A 17,461-nucleotide genomic window follows, 5' to 3' on the forward strand; every position below is an offset into this window, starting at 1 on the left:
GCTGGCAGTGCGCCGGCGCGTTTTGTCTGGATCGTTCTATTCGGGCTTCAGGAAAGCTTGTCCATCGCTTCCCACAAACCGTTGATATACACGGCACCAAGCGCGCGGTCGTACAAACCATAGCCAGGCTTGCCGGTTTCGCCCCAGATCATGCGGCCATGGTCCGGGCGGAAATAGCCTGTGAATCCGGTGTCGTGATACGCCTTGACGATCGCGGCGATATCCAGTGAGCCGCAGCTAGACAGGTGGGCCGATTCTTCGAAATCGCCCTCGGGCGTGATCTTCACATTGCGAATGTGCGCGAAGTGGATGCGCCCCATGCCGCCGAATTCGCGCACGAGTGCTTCCACGTTGTTCTGCGGTCCGGCGCCGAGCGAACCGGAGCAAAGGGTGAGGCCGTTCGCCGGCGAGTCCACGATCCCTACGATGCGCGCGAGGTCGTCACGGTTCTTCACGATACGGGGCAATCCGAAGATAGGGCGCGGCGGGTCGTCCGGATGAATGGCCATTTTCATGCCGCATTCTTCGGCGACGGGAATGATCGCTTTCAGGAAATATTCCAGATGCTGCCAAAGCCTTGTTTCGTCGACTTCGCGGTACTCGGCGAGCAGCGCTTTCAATTGTTCGGGCTTGTAGCTCGAATCCCAGCCGGGTAGCGCAATGCCGTTGTTCGGATCGATCTCGTCGATTTCCTTCGTGCTGAACGCGAGGCATGTCGAACCGTCTTCGAGCGTTTTCGACAGTTCCGTGCGGGTCCAGTCGAACACCGGCATGAAGTTGTAGCAGATGACCTTGATGCCCGCCGCCGCGAGGTTCCGGATGGTCTGCTGATAGTTGGCGATGAGACGGTCACGGCCCGGCTTGCCGAGCTTGATGTCTTCATGCACGGGCACCGATTCGACAACTTCGAACCGAAGCCCGGCCGCTTCGATCGTCGACTTCAGCGCGGCGATCCTGTGCGCGGGCCACACTTCGCCCACTGGCTCGTCGTAGATGGCGGACACGATGTCCGTCATGCCGGGAATCTGGCGAATGTACTGCAGCGTGACGGGATCGGACTCGCCGTACCACCGGAAAGACATTTTCACGACTTCACTCCTTGGATTGATTGCACCAGCCTTGCCGGCTCGGGAGGGAACGCGTTGTCCGGTCTCCCGATTCAGGCGGATTATGATTGGTTGACCAATTTGAGGCGATAGTGGTTTACCAGTCTATTTCCGTGCTGAGCCTTGTCCCTGCGTGATGAGCGGGCGGTTGGCGTTGATTTCAACGAAGGGAAAGCTGCTGGCGGACGAAAGTGGTGTACCATTTTTTGCGCGAGGGCCACAGATGGCGCCTCGCTATGCCTATCCACGAGCACTTGATGACCGATTTCTCCACCCAGCCATTCGCCCACAGACAGGACGCAGAAGCCACGGACCGCTCGTACATCGGCCTCGCGAAACAGATCCACGCGTTGATCGCGGCGTCTGGAGAGTTCGAAGCGGGTTCGAGATTGCCCTCGGAGCGCACCCTGGCCGACAAATTCGGCGTGAGCCGCACGCAGGTTCGCGAGGCGATCATCGCGCTGGAGGTGCAAGGTGTGGTCGAAGTGCGCGGCGGGTCGGGCATCTATGTGTCGGCAGGCATCGGCGCCAAGCCGGTGACCTTCGAGCTGCCACGCGGCCCCGGCCCGATCGAAACGCTGCGTGCGCGTGCGTTAATCGAATCCGAAGTGGCGGCGCTCGCGGCAACCGAGCGCAAGGACAGCGACCTCGACCGTATCTTCTCCGCGCTCACCACAATGCGCGAGCAGATGCATGACAAGCAGGCTAACGACGCGGCTGATCGTCAGTTTCATATGCGCATTGCCGAAGCGACCGGCAATGCGGTCCTGTTGCATATGGTCACCGCGATGTGGGACTGTGCGCGAAGCGATCCGCTGTGGGCCAAGATCGAGGAGCACTTTCATACGCCGGCGATGCGGGCGGCGTCACAGGAAGATCATCAGCGTATCTTTGCTGCCATCATGGGCCGCGATCCAGTCGCGGCGCGAGAGGCAATGCAGTCGCATCTGTCCCGCGTGGTGGGGGAGTTTACTCAAGCATGGCGATAAGGATGCGCGCCTTTTACGCTTGACATGGCGCGTTGTCTGAACGTGCCATTTACGTGTTCTTTTTCCACCACGACACTTTTATTTTTGACGCGGAATTTATTTTCACCGTCATATGATTGCACTGTTCATTTTCGGCAGCGGCTCGCAAGATACGCCTGCGTAATTCAATTGAAAACCATGTTGTAGTCAGCACGCGCTACCCACACGTTATTAAATGCGCCACACGCAATAATCAATAAACAATATCGGATGTTTTCGCAATTCTCATGGCATCGGCCATGCGAATGCGTTGCCTATCCGTTGCCCATGCGTTCGTAGATCCTGTTGGCGGCCAACGCGCTCGCCAGTGGGAATCGAACGCACACAATTAATTACGTTCAACATCGCTCAATCACGGAGCCAACAGTTATGAAAAAGTCTTTACTCGTGGTCGCGCTTTCCGGCGCCTTTGCTATTTCGGCGCATGCGCAAAGCAGCGTGACGCTCTATGGCCTCATTGATGCAGGATTGGTCTACACGAACAATCAGGGTGGGCATAGCAACTGGCAGGAAGTGAGCAGCTCGACGCAAAACACGGTCTTCGGTCTCAAGGGTTCGGAGGATCTCGGTGGCGGCTTGCATGCGGTCTTCAAGCTGGAGCAGGGATTCCTTTTGAATAACGGAGCCCAGGCTTTCTCCGGCGATGGCTTCGGCTCCCAGGCGTGGGTCGGTCTGCAAAGCGATCCATACGGCACGGTGACGTTCGGCCGCCAGTTTGACGTGATGAACGACCTGGTCGGTCCGCTCACGGCGGAGTTCAACACGTGGGGCGGCAACATGGCTGCGCATCCGTTCGAAAACGACAATCTTGCCGCCAATTCGGTCGTCTTCAACAACACGGTCAAGTACACGAGCCCGACGGTCCGCGGCGTCACATTCGAAACGATGTATGCCTTCAGCAATAAGGCCGGCAGCTTCGCGAACAACCGCTCATACGGCTTCGGTGTGTCCTATGCGCAGGGGCCCGTCAATCTTGCTGCCGGCTACCTGCAATTGAATAACGCGGGCAGCGCGGGCGGCGCCGCTACCACGGGCGACACCAGTGCGAACTTCCTTGCACAGCGCCAGCGTATCTGGTCGCTTGGCGGCAACTACACGTTCGGACCGGCTACCGTAGGCCTCGTCTGGAGCCATACGCAGATGGACAACGCGTCGGGCGTCTTCTCGTTCGGAACCGGCACTTACCTCGGTGCGAACGACGCTTCCGCCGGAACCCTGAGCGGCTCGCTGCGCCTCGACAACTACGAAGCGAACGTCAAGTACGCGCTCACGCCTGCGTTGACTTTATCGGGCGCGTATACCTACACGCATGGCGCGTATAACGGCTCGTCGCCGGGATGGAATACGGGGATGCTTCAGGCCGACTATTCGATCAGCAAGCGCACCGACTTCTATCTTGAAGGCGTCTATCAGAACGTGCACGGCGCACCGGCCGATTCCGTGCTCTCGCATGCCATGATCAACACGCTCTCGCCTTCGTCGACGAATACGCAGGTAGCTGTTACGGTGGGGATGCGTCACGCATTCTGATCGGCCTCGCGTCACGCGATCCGTTACGACGGATGCCTGCACTTTGGCAGGTATCCGTCGACACTGACGGTTTCATGCGTGCGATGGTCTGCACGGGTTCTTAACGGCTGAACCGCAGTTAAAAGGCTCACGCTAATCACCGGCCTTCAGGAAATCGACAAATGCGCGCAACGGTGCCGGCAAATGACGCCGGCCCGGATAGTACAGAAACGGCCCAGAAAAGCGCTGCCACCACGGCTCCAGAATCGGCTCCAATGCCCCGCTATCGAGATGCGGGCGCAGCATGTCCTCGAACAGGTGAATCACCCCCACGCCGGCGACAGCGGCACTGACTGCGAGGTCGATTGCAGCGCCGGGTCTGACGAGAAGCGGTCCCGACGGATTCAGTTGCACCACCTCGCCGTCACGCTCGAAATACCAGGTCGGCGTAGCGCCGCCGGCAAACTGGCCACGCAAGCACGCATGAGCCAGCAGGTCGCGCGGATGCTCGGGTCTGCCCTGCGTGTCGAGATAGCCGGGCGTCGCGGCGGTAGCGAAGCGCTGCACACGCGGACCGATCGGCATCGCGATCATGTCCTGCTCGAGCCGCTCGTCGTAGCGAATGCCCGCATCGCAACCGATCGACAGCACATCGACGAAGCCATCCTCCACCACCACCTCCACGCGTATGTCGGGATAGGCCTTCAGGAACTGGGGAATGACGGTCGGCAACACGATGCGTGCGGCGCTCGACGGCACGTTGAGTTTGAGCGTGCCGCTCGGCTTGTCCCTGAACCGGTTCAGGACATCCAGCGCGGCTTCCATCTCGCTGAACAATGGCGTCAGCTTTTCGATCAGACGTAATCCGGCTTCGGTCGGGGCTACGCTGCGTGTGGTTCGGTTGAGCAGACGCATACCCAGCTTCGACTCGAGACGGCGCACGGCAATGCTTAGGCTGGAGGCGGAGACGCCGCTGGTGCGCGCGGCGTCACGAAAGCCGCCGGCGCGCGCGACCGAGACGAAGGCGGCAAGATCGTTGAATTCCATGGCCATTGTTCAAAATGTTTAACAACCTGTGCAATTTAGGCATGGTTATCGAACAATGCAATCCTCGTCATACTGCCGCTCAACCTCTCACCTCAAGGAGCGCCCTATGTCGAACTTCACCTCCGCGGACACATTCCCGCTGGCTGGCCACCCCGTGCAACGCATGGGCTATGGCGCTATGCAGCTGGCCGGCGCCGGCGTATTCGGACCGCCGAAAGATCGCGACGCGGCGATCGCCGTGCTGCGCGAAGCGGTGGCATCGGGCGTCAATCACATCGATACGAGCGACTTCTACGGCCCTCACATCACCAACCAGCTGATTCGCGGAGCACTGCATCCGTATCCGGATGACCTCGTGATCGTCACCAAGGTTGGCGCGGTTCGTGGCAGCGATGGTTCGTGGTTGCCGGCGCTCGAGCCGGAAGATATCGAGCGTGGCATTCACGACAACCTTCGCAATCTTGGTCTCAATGCACTCGACGTCGTCAATATGCGAATCATGGGCGACGTGCATGCCCCCTCCGAAGGCTCGATTGAAAAGCAGGTCGTGGCGCTTGCCGAACTTCAACAGCGAGGGCTGGTTCGCCATATCGGCCTGAGCAATGCAACCGCGACTCAGGTTGCCGAGGCACAGGGCATCGCGGAGATCGTCTGCGTACAGAATCACTACAACCTGGTTCACCGTGAAGACGATGCGCTGGTCGACGAACTGGCAGCGAAAGGCATCGCCTACGTACCGTTCTTCCCGCTTGGCGGATTCACGCCGATCCAGTCGTCAGCGCTTTCCACGATCGCGCAAAAGATCCGCGCGACGCCGATGCAGGTGGCGCTCGCCTGGCTCCTGCATCGCGCGCCCAACATCTTGCTGATTCCGGGTACTTCGTCGGTAGGGCATCTGCGGGAAAACATGCAGGCAGCGCACTTGAAATTGACTGACGAGGTGCGCGCTGAGCTGGACGCAATTGGCGAATCGCTCAGGTAATTCGCGCCAAACTACCCAAACGTTCCGCCATCACAGCAGGAATTGCCGCATGGCGTGCAGGTTTTGCCGGATTGCGATGGTAGATTGAGCCCCGCGTAATCAGGAGGCGATACTGATGGCGGTGAGCTTGAACCAGTCCGGCGGTGCGTTTCCCGCGTTGACCAGTATCCGGTTCATGGCCGCATTTGCGGTTGTCATCTCGCACTACTCAGAAAATCAACTCCTGCCGTTGCCCGCCTCCGTCTTTAACTTCCTGGACGGGGGCCGTTCTGCTGTGTCGCTGTTCTTCGTCCTTTCCGGTTTTATCCTCACCTTCACCTATCGCGACAAACTCGTCCACGGAAGCGTTCGTACTTTTTACGAGGCACGTATCGCACGGATCTATCCGGTGATCCTGCTCGGCCTTCTGATGTGCGTTCCAGTGGTGATCTACCTTGTGCATGCTGGCGATGCTTCGCTGATGCTGAAGTGGTATGCCCTCAAGGGTGCAATCTACCCGGCGTTGACCATTAGCCTGATTTGCCAGCTGCTTCTACTCAATGCATGGTTTCCTTTTTCGGCCATCAATCAACCCTGGAACGGACCGTCAGACAGCGTCTCTTGCGAGGCATTCTTTTATCTGCTGTTCCCGTTTCTGGTGCGCAGGATGGCCGGGTTGAAGCCTGCACGGCTCGCATTTTTTTGCATTGCGTTGTGGCTCACCACTGGAGTGTGGATCGCGCTGCTGGATGCCTATATGCCGGTCTCACGCAGCGGCGCGATGATTTACGCCATGCCGGTGACGCGGCTCGCGGAGTTCGTCATGGGCATCTGTTCGGCTCTTTTCTATCAACGCCTGCAGGCAGGCGCCGGATCGCAGCATGTCAGGGGCAAGGCGCTTGTGGTCCTGGCTTTGACGGGTCTCGTGGGACTGAGCGTATGGAGGCCCGTGTCACCTTCGTTCTTCATCGACGCTCCGTTTTTTGCTGCACTGATACTGGGCCTCGCGCTACTGGAGCGGCCTGTTGTGGGCATATTGAGCTGGCGGCCTCTGGTGCGGTTAGGCGAGGCGAGCTATTCGCTTTATCTCACGCACATGCCCATCGCACTCTGGTCGTTGATGATCGGATTCGGACGATCGAATGGATGGATTGTGATTGTCTTTAGTGTGCTGGTAAGCCTGCTCTGCTTCAAATTCTACGAAGAGCCCATGCGCAAGCGCATCAAGGCACGCTTTGCGGATATGACGACGCGGGTTCCCAATGGCGAACCGGGACAGTCTGTGATTTGATTTGAATAGCTTCGTTGCGAAGGCCACGCCATCGTGGATACGGGATTGAAGGGCGGTCGATTCAAGCCTCGCGATTTTCAGCCGCTCATTGCGTTGGCGCCGACCTGTGCTTCGGCACATACACAGGCGTTCAAGTCGCCACCGCGTCCACAATGCATTCCCGCAACCATTGGTGCGCCGGGTCGCGATGGGAGCGCTCGTGCCAGAGCATCGCCATTTCATATCCCGGCACTTCAACCGGCGCCTCGACGACCCTGAGCGCGCCATTGCCGCGCACCAATCGCGCCGGCACCATCGCCACGAGGTCCGTGCTCGCCAGGACTGACATCACGAACAGGAAGTGCGGAACCGAAAGCACAACCCTGCGCGTGAGACCCACCTCAGCCAGTGCTTCGTCCGTGACGCCGCTAAACCCGCCGCCATCCGGCGACACGATCACGTGCTCCAGTTTGCAGAACTGGGCAAGCGTTGGCCGGCGTTTCAGGCGCGGGTGATCCGCGCGGCCTGCCAGCACATACCGCTCCTTGAAAAGCAATCGCCCGCGCAATTCGGGCGGCGCGCCTTCGCTGGTATGAAACGCCAGATCGATGTCTCCCTGTTCCGCCTGCTTCGCGATGCGTGGCGGAGCAGCTTCCACGATCGCGAGCCGCGTGCCGGGCGCGGCCGCGCGCAAGCTGGAAAGGACGGGCAGCAGGATCGTCGATTCGGCATAGTCGGTCGCGGCAACGCGCCATGTATGACTCGCTTCGGCTGGATTAAACGGGCTGGCTGGCGATACCGCGTGCTCAAGTGCGTCGAGCGCCTGGCGCAAAGGTTCGCGCAATTCTTCGGCTCTCGCGGTGGGGCGCATGCCTCGGGGACCCGGCAGCAACAACGGGTCGCCAAAGATATCCCGCAGCTTGGCAAGATGCACGCTCACCGAGGGCTGAGAGAAGTTCAGGCGTTCGGCTGCGCGGGTCACATTGTGCTCCGACAACAGGACATCGAGTGTTACCAGCAGGTTGAGATCCAGCCGTCTGAGATTATTCATAGCAATACCTGACATATTGGTTATTCATTTCCAATATACCGGCAAGAGACCTATCGTGGTGCTTTCTTGCAATGGAGGTCAGGTCATGAATGTTCTTCTCGTCTATGCACATCCGGAACCCAGGTCATTGAACGGATCCCTTAAGGACTTTTCGGTCAAGCGTCTCGAGGATGCCGGACACGTCGTCCAGGTATCCGATCTGTATGCGATGAACTGGAAAGCATCGCTCGATGCAAACGACAGCCTCGACAGGCAACCGGGCGCACGTTTCGATCCCTCTCTCGATTCGAAGCGTGCTTTCAAAGACGGACGGCAAAGCCAGGACATCGCGCTCGAACAGGAGAAGCTGAAGTGGGCGGATGCAGTGATTTTGCAGTTTCCGCTGTGGTGGTTCTCGATGCCTGCGATCCTGAAAGGCTGGGTGGAACGTGTCTATGCATATGGCTTCGCGTATGGCGTCGGGGAACACTCCGACGCGCGCTGGGGCGACCGCTATGGTGAAGGCAACATGGCGGGCAAGCGGGCGATGCTGGTCGTGACAACAGGTGGCTGGGAGTCGCATTACAGCCCGCGTGGTATCAACGGTCCGATCGACGACGTGTTGTTCCCTATCCAGCACGGCATTCTGTATTACCCTGGTTTCGACGTTTTGCCACCGTTCGTGATCCATCGGACAAGCCGGATCGATGAAGCACGCTTTTCCGAAGTGCAGAACGCGCTCGGGCACCGTCTCGATGATCTCTGGAAGACTGCTCCGATACCGTTTCGCCCGCAGAACGCTGGCGCATATGACATCCCGGCGCTCACACTGCGGTCTGATGTTGCTACGGATGAGGTCGGCTTTTCAGCGCACATTGAATAGATGCGTTGCGTTCCCCACATTCGTGAGCAGGGCGTAATTGTTAAATAGACGTTCGGTTTGGGCCGTTCCAGCTCGCCCGGAATGGCGCCAAGCTGACGGGACCGTATGCTTCGTTGAAATTTGGTTGTAAGTCGCCGTTGTTAGAGTCATTGACAGAATTTTGCCGCTAGATGCCAGACAGTGTTCTTTGGACACATAGAAAGGGGGAGAGCGACAAACCATGAAAATGAATCGTGCGTTCTGGCTCATTCTGACGCTGCTTTTCACGAACCCGGTCTGGGCGTTCCAGTCCAGGATCGTCACCATTCCCAGCGCGGCCATGCATAAGTCGCTCGAGGCGACGGTGGTGCTGCCTGACCAATACACGCACGGCAAGGCGGCCGATCGCTTTCCCGTCGTCTATTTGCTGCACGGTTCAGGTGGCGACTACACCGACTGGACCACGAATTCGCACATCGGCAAACTGGCCGACCGCTACCACGTGATCCTCGTCATGCCCGACGGCGGTCATGAGAGCTGGTATATCGATAGTCCTGTCGATCCGCGCAGCCGTTACGAAACTTATGTAGGCACAGAAGTCGTCGGATATATCGACACGCATTTCCGCACGATTGCGACGCGTGAGGCGCGCGCGATTACGGGCTTGAGCATGGGCGGTTTCGGGGCGCTGCATATCGCACTAGACCGGCCGGACGAATTCGGCGCCGCGGGAAGTATTAGCGGAGCGGTCGATCCGCGCGGGTGCGAGGATGAGCCCGGGATCGATCAGGTGTTTGGGGATCCGACTCGCCACGCCGACTTCTGGAACAACGAGGCGATTGTCGAGAACGCGCGTAATTTCGGAAATGCGCATATTGCGCTGACGATCGATTGCGGGGTGAACGATTCGCTTGTTCAGTCAAACCGGATGCTGCATGCGCGGCTTGTCGAGTTGGGCGTGCCGCATGATTACGCGGAGCGGCCTGGTGGCCATACGTGGAAGTATTGGTCGAATGCGGTGCAATACCAGGTGCTGTTCTTTGCCAGTTCATTCAAGCGGAATGGCGCAGCGGCACAGACGTGAAGCGTGCATGGCTTGAGCCATCACTGCATGCCTGAATGCTCGGCTAGAAACTGGCAGACAATGCGATGCATTGCCTGTACGCCGGGACTCGATTCGAGCGCACGCCAGCACCCGTGTACGAGTCCAGTTCCAATCCATAACCGGGCCTGTCCGCCAGCTGCATTAACGCGTTCGACAAACACGGTCGCGTCGTCCCGCAACGGATCGTGTTCAGCCCCTAAGGCAAGTGTCGGCGGGAGCCGGTCGAAGCGTGCCGCATCGAGCGGTATCGTCCACGCAGGATAGGGCGGCCGTTCGCCCCAATACAGATCGCGAAACGCATGGACGTTGGCAAGCGTGAGCATCGGCGCGTGCGCTTCGCTTTCGCGCGCTGGCATTTGCGGGTCGGTGCCGAGCATTGGATAGACGAGCGCAAGTCCGCGCACGCCTTGAATACCGTCATCGCGCAAGCGCATCGCGACGCTGGCAGCGAGTGTGGCGCCGGCGCTGTCACCCGCCAACTGCAGTGCACCACGTGAGAGCGAATCGAACGGCAATTGGCCGGCCAGTGCGGCAAGCGTAATCTCCAGGCAATCGTCATGAGCTGCTGGAGCGCGGTGTTCGGGAGCCAGCCGGTAGTCGACCGCAATCACATCGAGTCCGGTATCCGCGGCAATTCGTGCGGTTACGATCTGGTGACTATCCAACGAGCCGAGCACAAAGCCGCCACCGTGAAAGTACAACACGGTGCCGACGGGTGTCCCGCTCGCCTTTCTACGATTCCGATAAAGCCGCAGTTTGATTGGATGGCCGGCGCTTGCGCGAAACACAGCGTCTTCGGTTGTCACATCGGCTGGCAAAGGCGGCGTGAGCGCCGCAGCATAGCGCTCGTAAATCGTGCGCTGTTCGCTCGGCGGCAATGAAGTCGAATGCCCCGCATAGATGGCAGCGGTCCGTTCGATGAACGCGGCGATCTCCGGTTCAAGCATGCTCACTCCTCGCGGCTAATACGCGGCGCCTTGACCGGCAAGCCGATCACGCGGCCCGCAAACCTGGCCGCCGGCAACACAGTATGCGCTTCTGCCAACGCCCGCACGCGCGCCTCGACATCCGGGTCGAAGGCGATAGCGCGCGGTCCACCCGTATCCACATGCAGCAGCATCTGTTCGCCCGCGGCCACCGGTTCAACGCCATCGTCAGCGAACATTTCGAGGTACAGATGCAGCCGCTTTGCATCATGCCCAAGCACGCGCATATCGACGCGAACCTGCACACCCTCCTTGATTTCATGCAGGTAATTGATATGCGCTTCGAGCGTATAGATCGAGCGGCCGCGTTCCTTGCGCACCGAATCGGGCAGCCCGATCACATCAATCAACGCATCAGTCGCGAAGCTGAAAATCAGCATGTAGAACGCGTCGCGCAAATGGCCGTTGTAGTCGACCCACTCGGCGCGCACGACGTCGCGATAGCAGGGCAAAGAAGCGTGGTGCGGCGTTGGCATATGCAATCGTTTCCTTTATCCCTATGAAGTGCTGGCCGCAGCGATTTTATGCCGACGATGCACCCCGGCAGAGCGGGGCGTCTTTCGACACACAGTATCACTCTGCGGCAAGTATGCCGTGCCGTGCTTTGGCTTCTCCAATCGCCGCCAGCACGCTCGTAATGCAATCGTCCCGATAGCGTTCGAGTTGCTTGATCGAGCGCGCCCCGACCTGTTCAGACGTTCCGTCCACCACCCGGTTGATCAATTCGTCAGTAAGCTGCGGCGCTACCAGTTTAGTCCACGGCAGTTCCAATGCGGGGCCAAACTGCTGCATGAAGTGGCGCATGCCAGCGTCGCCGCCCGCCAGGGTATAGGTCAGAAACGTGCCCATGAACGACCAGCGGATGCCCGCGCCGAAGCGGATCGCATCGTCGATTTCGCCCGTGGTCGCCACGCCTTCGTTGACCAGATGCAGCGCCTCGCGCCACAGCGCTTCGAGCAAACGATCGGCGATAAAGCCCGGTACTTCCTTGCGTACGAGAAGCGGGCGCATCGACAGCGAACGATAAATCTGCATCGCGGCGTCGATGGTGGCCGGTGCGGTACTTTCGCCACCGAGCACTTCGACGAGCGGCAGCAGATACACCGGGTTGAACGGATGCCCGACGATGCAACGCTGCGGATTCACCGCTCGTGCGTAGAAATCGCTTGGCAGCAGGCCGGACGTGGATGAGGCGATGATTGCATCAGGCTTCGCCGCACGGCTGATCTGCTCGTGCAAGGCGAGCTTCAATTCTTCGCGTTCGGGCGCGCTTTCCTGAATGAAGTCCGCCTGTTCGACGCAGGCTTCAATCGTATCGACGAAACGCAACCTGTCGGGCGTTGCGCCCTCGGCGAGGCCGACGCGCTCCAGGGCCGGCCACGCGTTCGCGATGTTCTCACGCAACTGTTTCTCCGCGCCGGGAGCAGGGTCCCACGCGACGACATCAAGGCCGTGCGCGAGCGCGCGCGCTACCCAGCCGCTGCCGATCACGCCCGCGCCGATTGCCGCAAATGTTTTGATATCGACGATCACTGCCATTGCTGATGTTTCCTTTGCCTATGAGTTCTCAGGTTTCGATGCGCGCTTTATCAAGCGACGCGACACCTTCACGCGTACTGTCCCGCGGCACGCCGCTCCAACTGCCGCTCGCCACGCGCGGGCAGGCCGAGCTTGCGGCGGCCTTCCGCAGGTGTCAGCGCGCGACCGCCGAGCCGTTCGATGATCTCAACCGCGCGTTGCACCAGCGTGCCGTTCGTTGCAGGCACACCTTTGTCGAGCCAGATGTTGTCTTCGAGGCCGACACGCACGTGGCCGCCGAGGAGCATCGCCTGCGCGACCATGGGCATCTGCATGCGGCCGATGCCGAAACCGGCCCATTGCGCGCCAGACGGAAGACTGTCCGCCATCGCTTTCATCGTCGTGGTATCGGCGGGCGCGCCCCATGGAATGCCGAGGCAGATCTGAAACAGCGGCGGCGCGTCGAGCAAGCCTTCCTTGAGCAATTGCTTCGCGAACCAAAGATGTCCGGTATCGAAGATCTCCAGCTCCGGCTTTACGCCGAGCTCCTGAATACGTTGCGCGCCGGCCCGCAATTGCGCGGGCGTCGACACGTAGATGTAGTCGCCGTCGCCGAAATTGAGCGTGCCGCAATCGAGCGTGCAGATTTCCGGCAGCAATTCCTCGACGTGCGCGAGCCGCGTCAAACCGCCGACGAGGTCGGTTCCCGCGCCGAAACGCATCGGGTCTTCGCCGGGACCGATCTCGAGATCGCCGCCCATGCCCGCCGTCAGATTGATGATTACGTCGGTGCCCGACGAACGGATCCGGTCGACAACCTCGCGATACAACTGCGGATCGCGGCTGCCGCGGCCGGTTTTCGGATCGCGCACATGGCAGTGTGCGACAGTGGCGCCGGCCTTCGCGGCTTCGATAGCGGCTTCGGCGATCTGCTTCGGCGTAACGGGGATGGCCGGATGCTTGCCGACCGTATCGCCCGCGCCGGTGACCGCGCAGGTCACGATGACTTCATGATTCATGCGTGCTAGTTCCTGTGGATTGAAATGCGCGACTGGATGGATGCAAGCCGGACCGGGTTAAAGCCCAAGATAGGCTTTCACCGCAGGCAAGCCGTCTTTCCCGTCATACGTCTTCACGCCTGCGAGCCACGCATCCAGTACTTGCGGGTTCTTCTTCAGATACGCTTTGGCGGCATCGGCAGGTTTCTCCTTGTTCATCACCGACTGCATCACCACGTTCTCCAGTTGCGTCGAAAAGCGCAGATTGCTCACGAGCTTGCCGGCGTTCGGGCAACGTGTCAGAAAGTCGGGGGACGTCAGCGTATAAACGCGTGCTTCGCCATCGTTCGGACCGAATACGCCGTCGCTGCCGGTGAGGTATTTCATGTCGATCTGGATATTCATCGGATGCGGCTCCCAGCCGAGGAACACCACCCATTTCTTCGCGCGAATGGCGCGATCCACCGAAACCAGCATGCCCGCTTCACTCGATTCGATCAGCTTGAAATCGCCGAGGCCGAACTGATTGCTGGCGATCATTTTCTGAATCGCCGCGTTCGCGCTGCTGCCGGGTTCGATGCCATAGATCTTGCCGTCGAGCTGATCGCGATGTTTGGCGATGTCGGCGAACGTCTTCAGGCCGGCGTCGTACTCGTAGCTCGGTACGGCGAAGGTCGCTTTAGCGCCAGTCAGGTTGGGCGGTTGCAGCACCTGAATCGATTTCGAATCGATGAACGGCGTAATCGCTTTCTCCTGCACGGGCCACCAGTAGCCGAGCGACACATCGAGCTGTTTGCTCTTCAGGCCCGCGAACGAAATCGGCACCGAGGCGACGGTCGTCACAGGCTGATAGCCGAGTCCCTCGAATACGGTCGATGCGAGCGCCGTGGTCGACGTGATGTCGGTCCAGCCGATGTCGGCAAAATGCACCGCGCGGCAGGTGGAGGGATCCTGTGCAAGTACCGGCGACGCAGCGACGACGGCCGCCAGACAGACAAGATGGGCAAGCAAGGCTTTGACGCGTAACTTCATGACGTTCCCCCTTCGGACACGTTGAACTGCGTGTTACGAAATGGCCGCGGCGAGAAAAACCGAGCGGCCCCCGGACCTGCGCGATACGGCTCGAGCCATGCTTGAGCAGGGCTTGAACTGCACGAGTGACGTAACGTTAATGCCCCATATTCTCGCCAAAGCGACCGCCAGCGACCCGTTCTTGCTTCCACGCGACAACGAGGGAAAACCAGCACCATTCGTCATTGCGGCGCAGCATCGATTCACCGCGTTGAATTTTGGTGCGCCTTGCCGGCTTGGGCGCTGCTTGCTACGCTCGCCCGGAACCCCGCGTTCGCTTGCGGTTTGTGTCCCTCTGTTTCCCTGATCGAGTTTGCGCACGATGCCCGAAGATATGTCGTTCCTGCTGCTGCCTGGCTTTTCGGCGATCGGCTTCATGTCGGCGGTCGAGCCTTTGCGCGTGGCGAACCGCTTTCGCGGCGATCTCTACCGCTGGCGCATTCTGAGTCTCGACGGCGCGCCGGTCGCGGCCAGCAACGGTATATCGATCAATGCAGAAGCGGCAATCGCCGATGTCCATGAGGCGCAGACGGTATTCGTCGTGGCGGGCTTCGAGCCGCTCGCCTGCTATACGCGCGTACTTGGCGATTGTCTGAAGCGGCTCGAGCGCGTCGGCGCGACGCTCGGTGGCATCGACACGGGCAGCTTCGTCCTTGCGGAGGCCGGGCTCCTGAGCGGCTCGGACAGCGTGACGGTGCACTGGGAAGCGCTGTCGGCGTTCAGCGAGCGCTATCCCTCACTGAACGCAAGCCAGGAACTGTTCGAAATCGGTGCGCGGCGCATCACCTGTGCGGGCGGCACGGCGTCGATCGATATGATGCTCGACCTGATCGGCCGCAAACACGGCGCAGCATTGGCCTCGGCGGTGTCGGAACAGTTCGTCGTGAGCCGGATCCGGCAGCGTTCGGATCATCAGCGGATGGAAATTGCGGCGCGTTACGGCGTGCACAACCGCAAGCTGATTCAGGTGATCGGCGCAATGGAACAGCATATGGAGGAGCCGCTGACACCCGACCAACTCGCCGAGGAAATCAGCGTGACGCGGCGGCAACTGGAGCGGCTGTTTTGCGCGTCGCTGAAGGACACGCCGACGCATTTCTATCAGCAACTGCGTCTCACCCGTGCGCGCGAGTTGCTGCAGCAGACCGACATGTCGATCACCTCGATTTGCGTCGCATGCGGATTCGAGTCGCCCTCGCATTTTTCGCGGACATATCGTGCGCGGTTCGGCGTGAGTCCGAGAAGCGACCGGCAGGTGACGGGCGGCAGAAATGGCAGCTCGGTGTTGTCAGCAAGCCCGGCAACCCTGGCATCGGCTCCCGTATTGTTGGAAAGCTGAGTTCGTTGCGCGCGAGACCTCAAACATTGGGAGCCCGATTTGCCGGCTTGACGATCCATATTTCAACAAGTGTTCACGGCAATTGTGCCGTTTCTAGCAACAGTGAATTCGTTTATTAGGGGTTTACCCTATATCAACTGCCTCCTAGACTGTCGTCACTGGCTGCAAACAAACAGGTTTGCAGCGCCGCAAAAAACAATCTCTGGAGGTAGTCATCATGAAATCGCTGATCGAAGCTGTTGTTATCGCCGCTCTCATTACTGCGCCGCTCGCTGCTTTTGCTCAATCCAATCAGCCGGTAACCCGCGCTCAAGTGCGTGCGGAGCTGGTGCAACTGGAAAAGGCAGGGTACAACCCGGCTTTGTCGAATGCGGATGATTACCCGGCAAACATTCAGGCTGCTGAAGCCCGCGTCGCTGCACAAAACGGCGTCGCCCAAACCAGCGGTTATGGTTCGGCAACGAACGGCTCGTCGCAAGCAGGCAGCCGCACCGAAACGACGTCGAGCTCGTATTCGGCTCCGGTTGTCTACGTCGGTCATTAATAGGCGCTGGCGCGAGCAGTAGTCTCGCGCCTGCCTGATTGACTGCGATACACAGCGGCCCCGCTTTCACATTCAAGTGAAAGCGGGGCCGCTGTGCTATTGAGCGTTAAACGACGCCGTCGGCGCTCGTGGCCTCATGTGAGCCGTTACCCCTGAGTTGCAGTCAACTGCCTGAGTTGCTCCAACAGCTTCACTGCCGGACTCGGCAAAATCCCCTGACGGCGTCGAAACGCCGTCAACGTACGGCGCGCGACGAGACCCGGAATCGGCAGCGTATCGAACACGCCAGCCGCGCTTTCGGTGTCGTACATCGGCGTCGCCATCCAGCTTAGAAATCCCGCACGCGTCACCAGGCTTTTCAGCACCGTGATCGAGCGCGTCTCGACGGCAATCTGCGGCATGCCGAGCCCATGCTCGGCAAACACGTGCTGCATATGCTCGAATGGACCCGTCCCGCGCGGCGGCACGCACCACTGCTGATCGAGCGTGTCGGCAAGCGATAAATCCGTTTTGTTTCGCAGCGGATGATCGAGCGCCGCGACCACATAGCTCGTGTCTTCCCATCTGCAATCGGCAATCGCCGTAATCTCATCCGTGTCGGGCACCGCCATGCTGAGCGCGAGATCGATCTCGTGTTTCATCAGACTGTCGGCAAGCCGGTCCCATACCCCCTCCATGATCTCGACACGCAGATTCGGCCAGCGTGCGAGCACGCCGCTTACCGCGAGCGGCAGCACGAGCGCCGCGATGCTCGCCACCGCGCCGACGCGAATCGTCCCTTTCGCGAGGCCGCGCATCGCGTCGATTTCCTCGCGGGCGTGATCGGCTTCGCGCTGCAGCAGCGTGGCGTGAGGCAGCAGCGCGCTGCCGATCGCAGTAAGCTGCATACCCTTCGAGTGCCGTTCGAACAGCGGTGCGCCGACCTGATCCTCGAGCCGCTTGATGGTGCGGCTCAGCGCGGGCTGCGTGACGTGCAGCACTTCCGCGGCACGGCCCAGACTGCCGCTCGCGACGATGGTTGCAAACGCGTGCAATTGCTGAAGATTGAAAGTCATGCGCAAAAGTAATGCCTTTTCTCAAAAAAGGC

General features: G+C 60.0%; 17 protein-coding genes. 8 read left to right on the plus strand and 9 right to left on the minus strand.

Going from position 1 to position 17,461, the window contains the following annotated elements; translation table 11 throughout:
• Positions 1-47: 47 nt before the first annotated feature.
• Complete coding sequence (uxuA, locus tag M0D68_RS27085) at positions 48-1,088, minus strand: mannonate dehydratase (RefSeq protein ID WP_208620655.1); 1,041 nt, start codon at positions 1,086-1,088, stop codon at positions 48-50.
• A 275-nt stretch (positions 1,089-1,363) separates the two neighbouring features.
• Between uxuA and M0D68_RS27090 the strand changes: the two genes are divergently transcribed.
• Both M0D68_RS27090 and M0D68_RS27095 read left to right on the plus strand, forming a co-directional pair.
• Positions 1,364-2,095: a FadR/GntR family transcriptional regulator gene (locus M0D68_RS27090; protein WP_093634749.1), complete on the plus strand. Its 732-nt coding sequence runs from the start codon at positions 1,364-1,366 to the stop codon at positions 2,093-2,095.
• 408 nt (positions 2,096-2,503) lie between these two features.
• On the plus strand, positions 2,504-3,664 hold the full coding sequence (locus M0D68_RS27095) for a porin (protein WP_093634748.1): 1,161 nt from the start codon (positions 2,504-2,506) through the stop codon (positions 3,662-3,664).
• A 132-nt stretch (positions 3,665-3,796) separates the two neighbouring features.
• Here M0D68_RS27095 and M0D68_RS27100 read toward each other — a convergent pair whose 3' ends face one another.
• Positions 3,797-4,690: a LysR family transcriptional regulator gene (locus M0D68_RS27100; RefSeq protein ID WP_266225933.1), complete on the minus strand. Its 894-nt coding sequence runs from the start codon at positions 4,688-4,690 to the stop codon at positions 3,797-3,799.
• 106 nt (positions 4,691-4,796) lie between these two features.
• On the opposite strand from M0D68_RS27100, the gene M0D68_RS27105 reads away from it, so the two are divergent.
• Together M0D68_RS27105 and M0D68_RS27110 are read left to right on the plus strand one after the other, a co-directional pair.
• Positions 4,797-5,672, plus strand: coding sequence for an aldo/keto reductase family oxidoreductase (locus M0D68_RS27105; protein WP_093634746.1), 876 nt, complete (start codon positions 4,797-4,799; stop codon positions 5,670-5,672).
• A gap of 115 nt (positions 5,673-5,787) precedes the next feature.
• Positions 5,788-6,942: an acyltransferase gene (locus tag M0D68_RS27110; RefSeq protein WP_266225935.1), complete on the plus strand. Its 1,155-nt coding sequence runs from the start codon at positions 5,788-5,790 to the stop codon at positions 6,940-6,942.
• 130 nt (positions 6,943-7,072) lie between these two features.
• Here the strand turns inward: M0D68_RS27110 and M0D68_RS27115 are convergent, their stop codons facing one another.
• Entirely contained in the window at positions 7,073-7,987 is a 915-nt protein-coding gene (locus tag M0D68_RS27115; RefSeq protein WP_093634744.1) for a LysR family transcriptional regulator, read from the minus strand.
• 70 nt (positions 7,988-8,057) lie between these two features.
• Between M0D68_RS27115 and M0D68_RS27120 the strand changes: the two genes are divergently transcribed.
• Together M0D68_RS27120 and M0D68_RS27125 are read left to right on the plus strand one after the other, a co-directional pair.
• A complete protein-coding gene (locus tag M0D68_RS27120; protein WP_200620362.1) occupies positions 8,058-8,834 on the plus strand; it encodes an NAD(P)H-dependent oxidoreductase in 777 nt (258 codons plus the stop codon).
• Positions 8,835-9,054: 220 nt separating this feature from the next.
• The gene (locus M0D68_RS27125) at positions 9,055-9,897 is read left to right on the plus strand and encodes an alpha/beta hydrolase family protein (protein ID WP_266225936.1); all 843 of its coding nucleotides are present in this window, start codon (positions 9,055-9,057) and stop codon (positions 9,895-9,897) included.
• Between the two features lie 20 nt (positions 9,898-9,917).
• Here M0D68_RS27125 and M0D68_RS27130 read toward each other — a convergent pair whose 3' ends face one another.
• From M0D68_RS27130 to M0D68_RS27150, 5 genes are all read right to left on the minus strand, one after another.
• Positions 9,918-10,865 carry an alpha/beta hydrolase gene (locus M0D68_RS27130; protein WP_211700444.1) on the minus strand — a complete coding sequence of 316 codons (948 nt, stop codon included), beginning with the start codon at positions 10,863-10,865 and terminating at the stop codon, positions 9,918-9,920.
• Between the two features lie 2 nt (positions 10,866-10,867).
• Complete coding sequence (locus M0D68_RS27135) at positions 10,868-11,380, minus strand: thioesterase family protein (RefSeq protein ID WP_211700445.1); 513 nt, start codon at positions 11,378-11,380, stop codon at positions 10,868-10,870.
• Positions 11,381-11,477: 97 nt separating this feature from the next.
• Positions 11,478-12,443 carry an L-carnitine dehydrogenase gene (locus M0D68_RS27140; protein ID WP_211700446.1) on the minus strand — a complete coding sequence of 322 codons (966 nt, stop codon included), beginning with the start codon at positions 12,441-12,443 and terminating at the stop codon, positions 11,478-11,480.
• Positions 12,444-12,511: 68 nt separating this feature from the next.
• Positions 12,512-13,441 (minus strand): 3-keto-5-aminohexanoate cleavage protein, encoded by a 930-nt coding sequence (locus M0D68_RS27145; protein WP_211700447.1) that lies wholly within the window; start codon positions 13,439-13,441, stop codon positions 12,512-12,514.
• A gap of 57 nt (positions 13,442-13,498) precedes the next feature.
• Positions 13,499-14,452, minus strand: coding sequence for a choline ABC transporter substrate-binding protein (locus tag M0D68_RS27150; protein WP_211700448.1), 954 nt, complete (start codon positions 14,450-14,452; stop codon positions 13,499-13,501).
• Between the two features lie 361 nt (positions 14,453-14,813).
• On the opposite strand from M0D68_RS27150, the gene M0D68_RS27155 reads away from it, so the two are divergent.
• Both M0D68_RS27155 and M0D68_RS27160 read left to right on the plus strand, forming a co-directional pair.
• Complete coding sequence (locus tag M0D68_RS27155) at positions 14,814-15,830, plus strand: GlxA family transcriptional regulator (protein WP_266225937.1); 1,017 nt, start codon at positions 14,814-14,816, stop codon at positions 15,828-15,830.
• A gap of 217 nt (positions 15,831-16,047) precedes the next feature.
• On the plus strand, positions 16,048-16,374 hold the full coding sequence (locus M0D68_RS27160) for a DUF4148 domain-containing protein (protein WP_211700450.1): 327 nt from the start codon (positions 16,048-16,050) through the stop codon (positions 16,372-16,374).
• A 146-nt stretch (positions 16,375-16,520) separates the two neighbouring features.
• On the opposite strand, the gene M0D68_RS27165 is transcribed toward M0D68_RS27160, so the two are convergent.
• A complete protein-coding gene (locus tag M0D68_RS27165) occupies positions 16,521-17,429 on the minus strand; it encodes a LysR family transcriptional regulator (RefSeq protein ID WP_266225938.1) in 909 nt (302 codons plus the stop codon).
• Positions 17,430-17,461 lie beyond the last annotated feature (32 nt).

The sequence above is a fragment of the Paraburkholderia sp. SEWSISQ10-3 4 genome (genome assembly GCF_030464785.1).
In the GTDB taxonomy this organism is placed as follows: domain Bacteria; phylum Pseudomonadota; class Gammaproteobacteria; order Burkholderiales; family Burkholderiaceae; genus Paraburkholderia; species Paraburkholderia aspalathi.

Coding starts and splice junctions, on each gene's coding strand:
- M0D68_RS27145 (WP_211700447.1), bottom strand. CDS start 13,441: ATGAATCATGAAGTCATCGTGACCTGCGCGGTCACCGGCGCGGGCGAT.
- M0D68_RS27090 (WP_093634749.1), top strand. CDS start 1,364: ATGACCGATTTCTCCACCCAGCCATTCGCCCACAGACAGGACGCAGAA.
- M0D68_RS27160 (WP_211700450.1), top strand. CDS start 16,048: ATGAAATCGCTGATCGAAGCTGTTGTTATCGCCGCTCTCATTACTGCG.
- M0D68_RS27110 (WP_266225935.1), top strand. CDS start 5,788: ATGGCGGTGAGCTTGAACCAGTCCGGCGGTGCGTTTCCCGCGTTGACC.
- M0D68_RS27120 (WP_200620362.1), top strand. CDS start 8,058: ATGAATGTTCTTCTCGTCTATGCACATCCGGAACCCAGGTCATTGAAC.
- M0D68_RS27150 (WP_211700448.1), bottom strand. CDS start 14,452: ATGAAGTTACGCGTCAAAGCCTTGCTTGCCCATCTTGTCTGTCTGGCG.
- M0D68_RS27130 (WP_211700444.1), bottom strand. CDS start 10,865: ATGCTTGAACCGGAGATCGCCGCGTTCATCGAACGGACCGCTGCCATC.
- M0D68_RS27115 (WP_093634744.1), bottom strand. CDS start 7,987: ATGTCAGGTATTGCTATGAATAATCTCAGACGGCTGGATCTCAACCTG.
- M0D68_RS27100 (WP_266225933.1), bottom strand. CDS start 4,690: ATGGAATTCAACGATCTTGCCGCCTTCGTCTCGGTCGCGCGCGCCGGC.
- M0D68_RS27095 (WP_093634748.1), top strand. CDS start 2,504: ATGAAAAAGTCTTTACTCGTGGTCGCGCTTTCCGGCGCCTTTGCTATT.
- M0D68_RS27105 (WP_093634746.1), top strand. CDS start 4,797: ATGTCGAACTTCACCTCCGCGGACACATTCCCGCTGGCTGGCCACCCC.
- M0D68_RS27155 (WP_266225937.1), top strand. CDS start 14,814: ATGCCCGAAGATATGTCGTTCCTGCTGCTGCCTGGCTTTTCGGCGATC.
- M0D68_RS27135 (WP_211700445.1), bottom strand. CDS start 11,380: ATGCCAACGCCGCACCACGCTTCTTTGCCCTGCTATCGCGACGTCGTG.
- M0D68_RS27165 (WP_266225938.1), bottom strand. CDS start 17,429: ATGACTTTCAATCTTCAGCAATTGCACGCGTTTGCAACCATCGTCGCG.
- M0D68_RS27125 (WP_266225936.1), top strand. CDS start 9,055: ATGAAAATGAATCGTGCGTTCTGGCTCATTCTGACGCTGCTTTTCACG.
- M0D68_RS27140 (WP_211700446.1), bottom strand. CDS start 12,443: ATGGCAGTGATCGTCGATATCAAAACATTTGCGGCAATCGGCGCGGGC.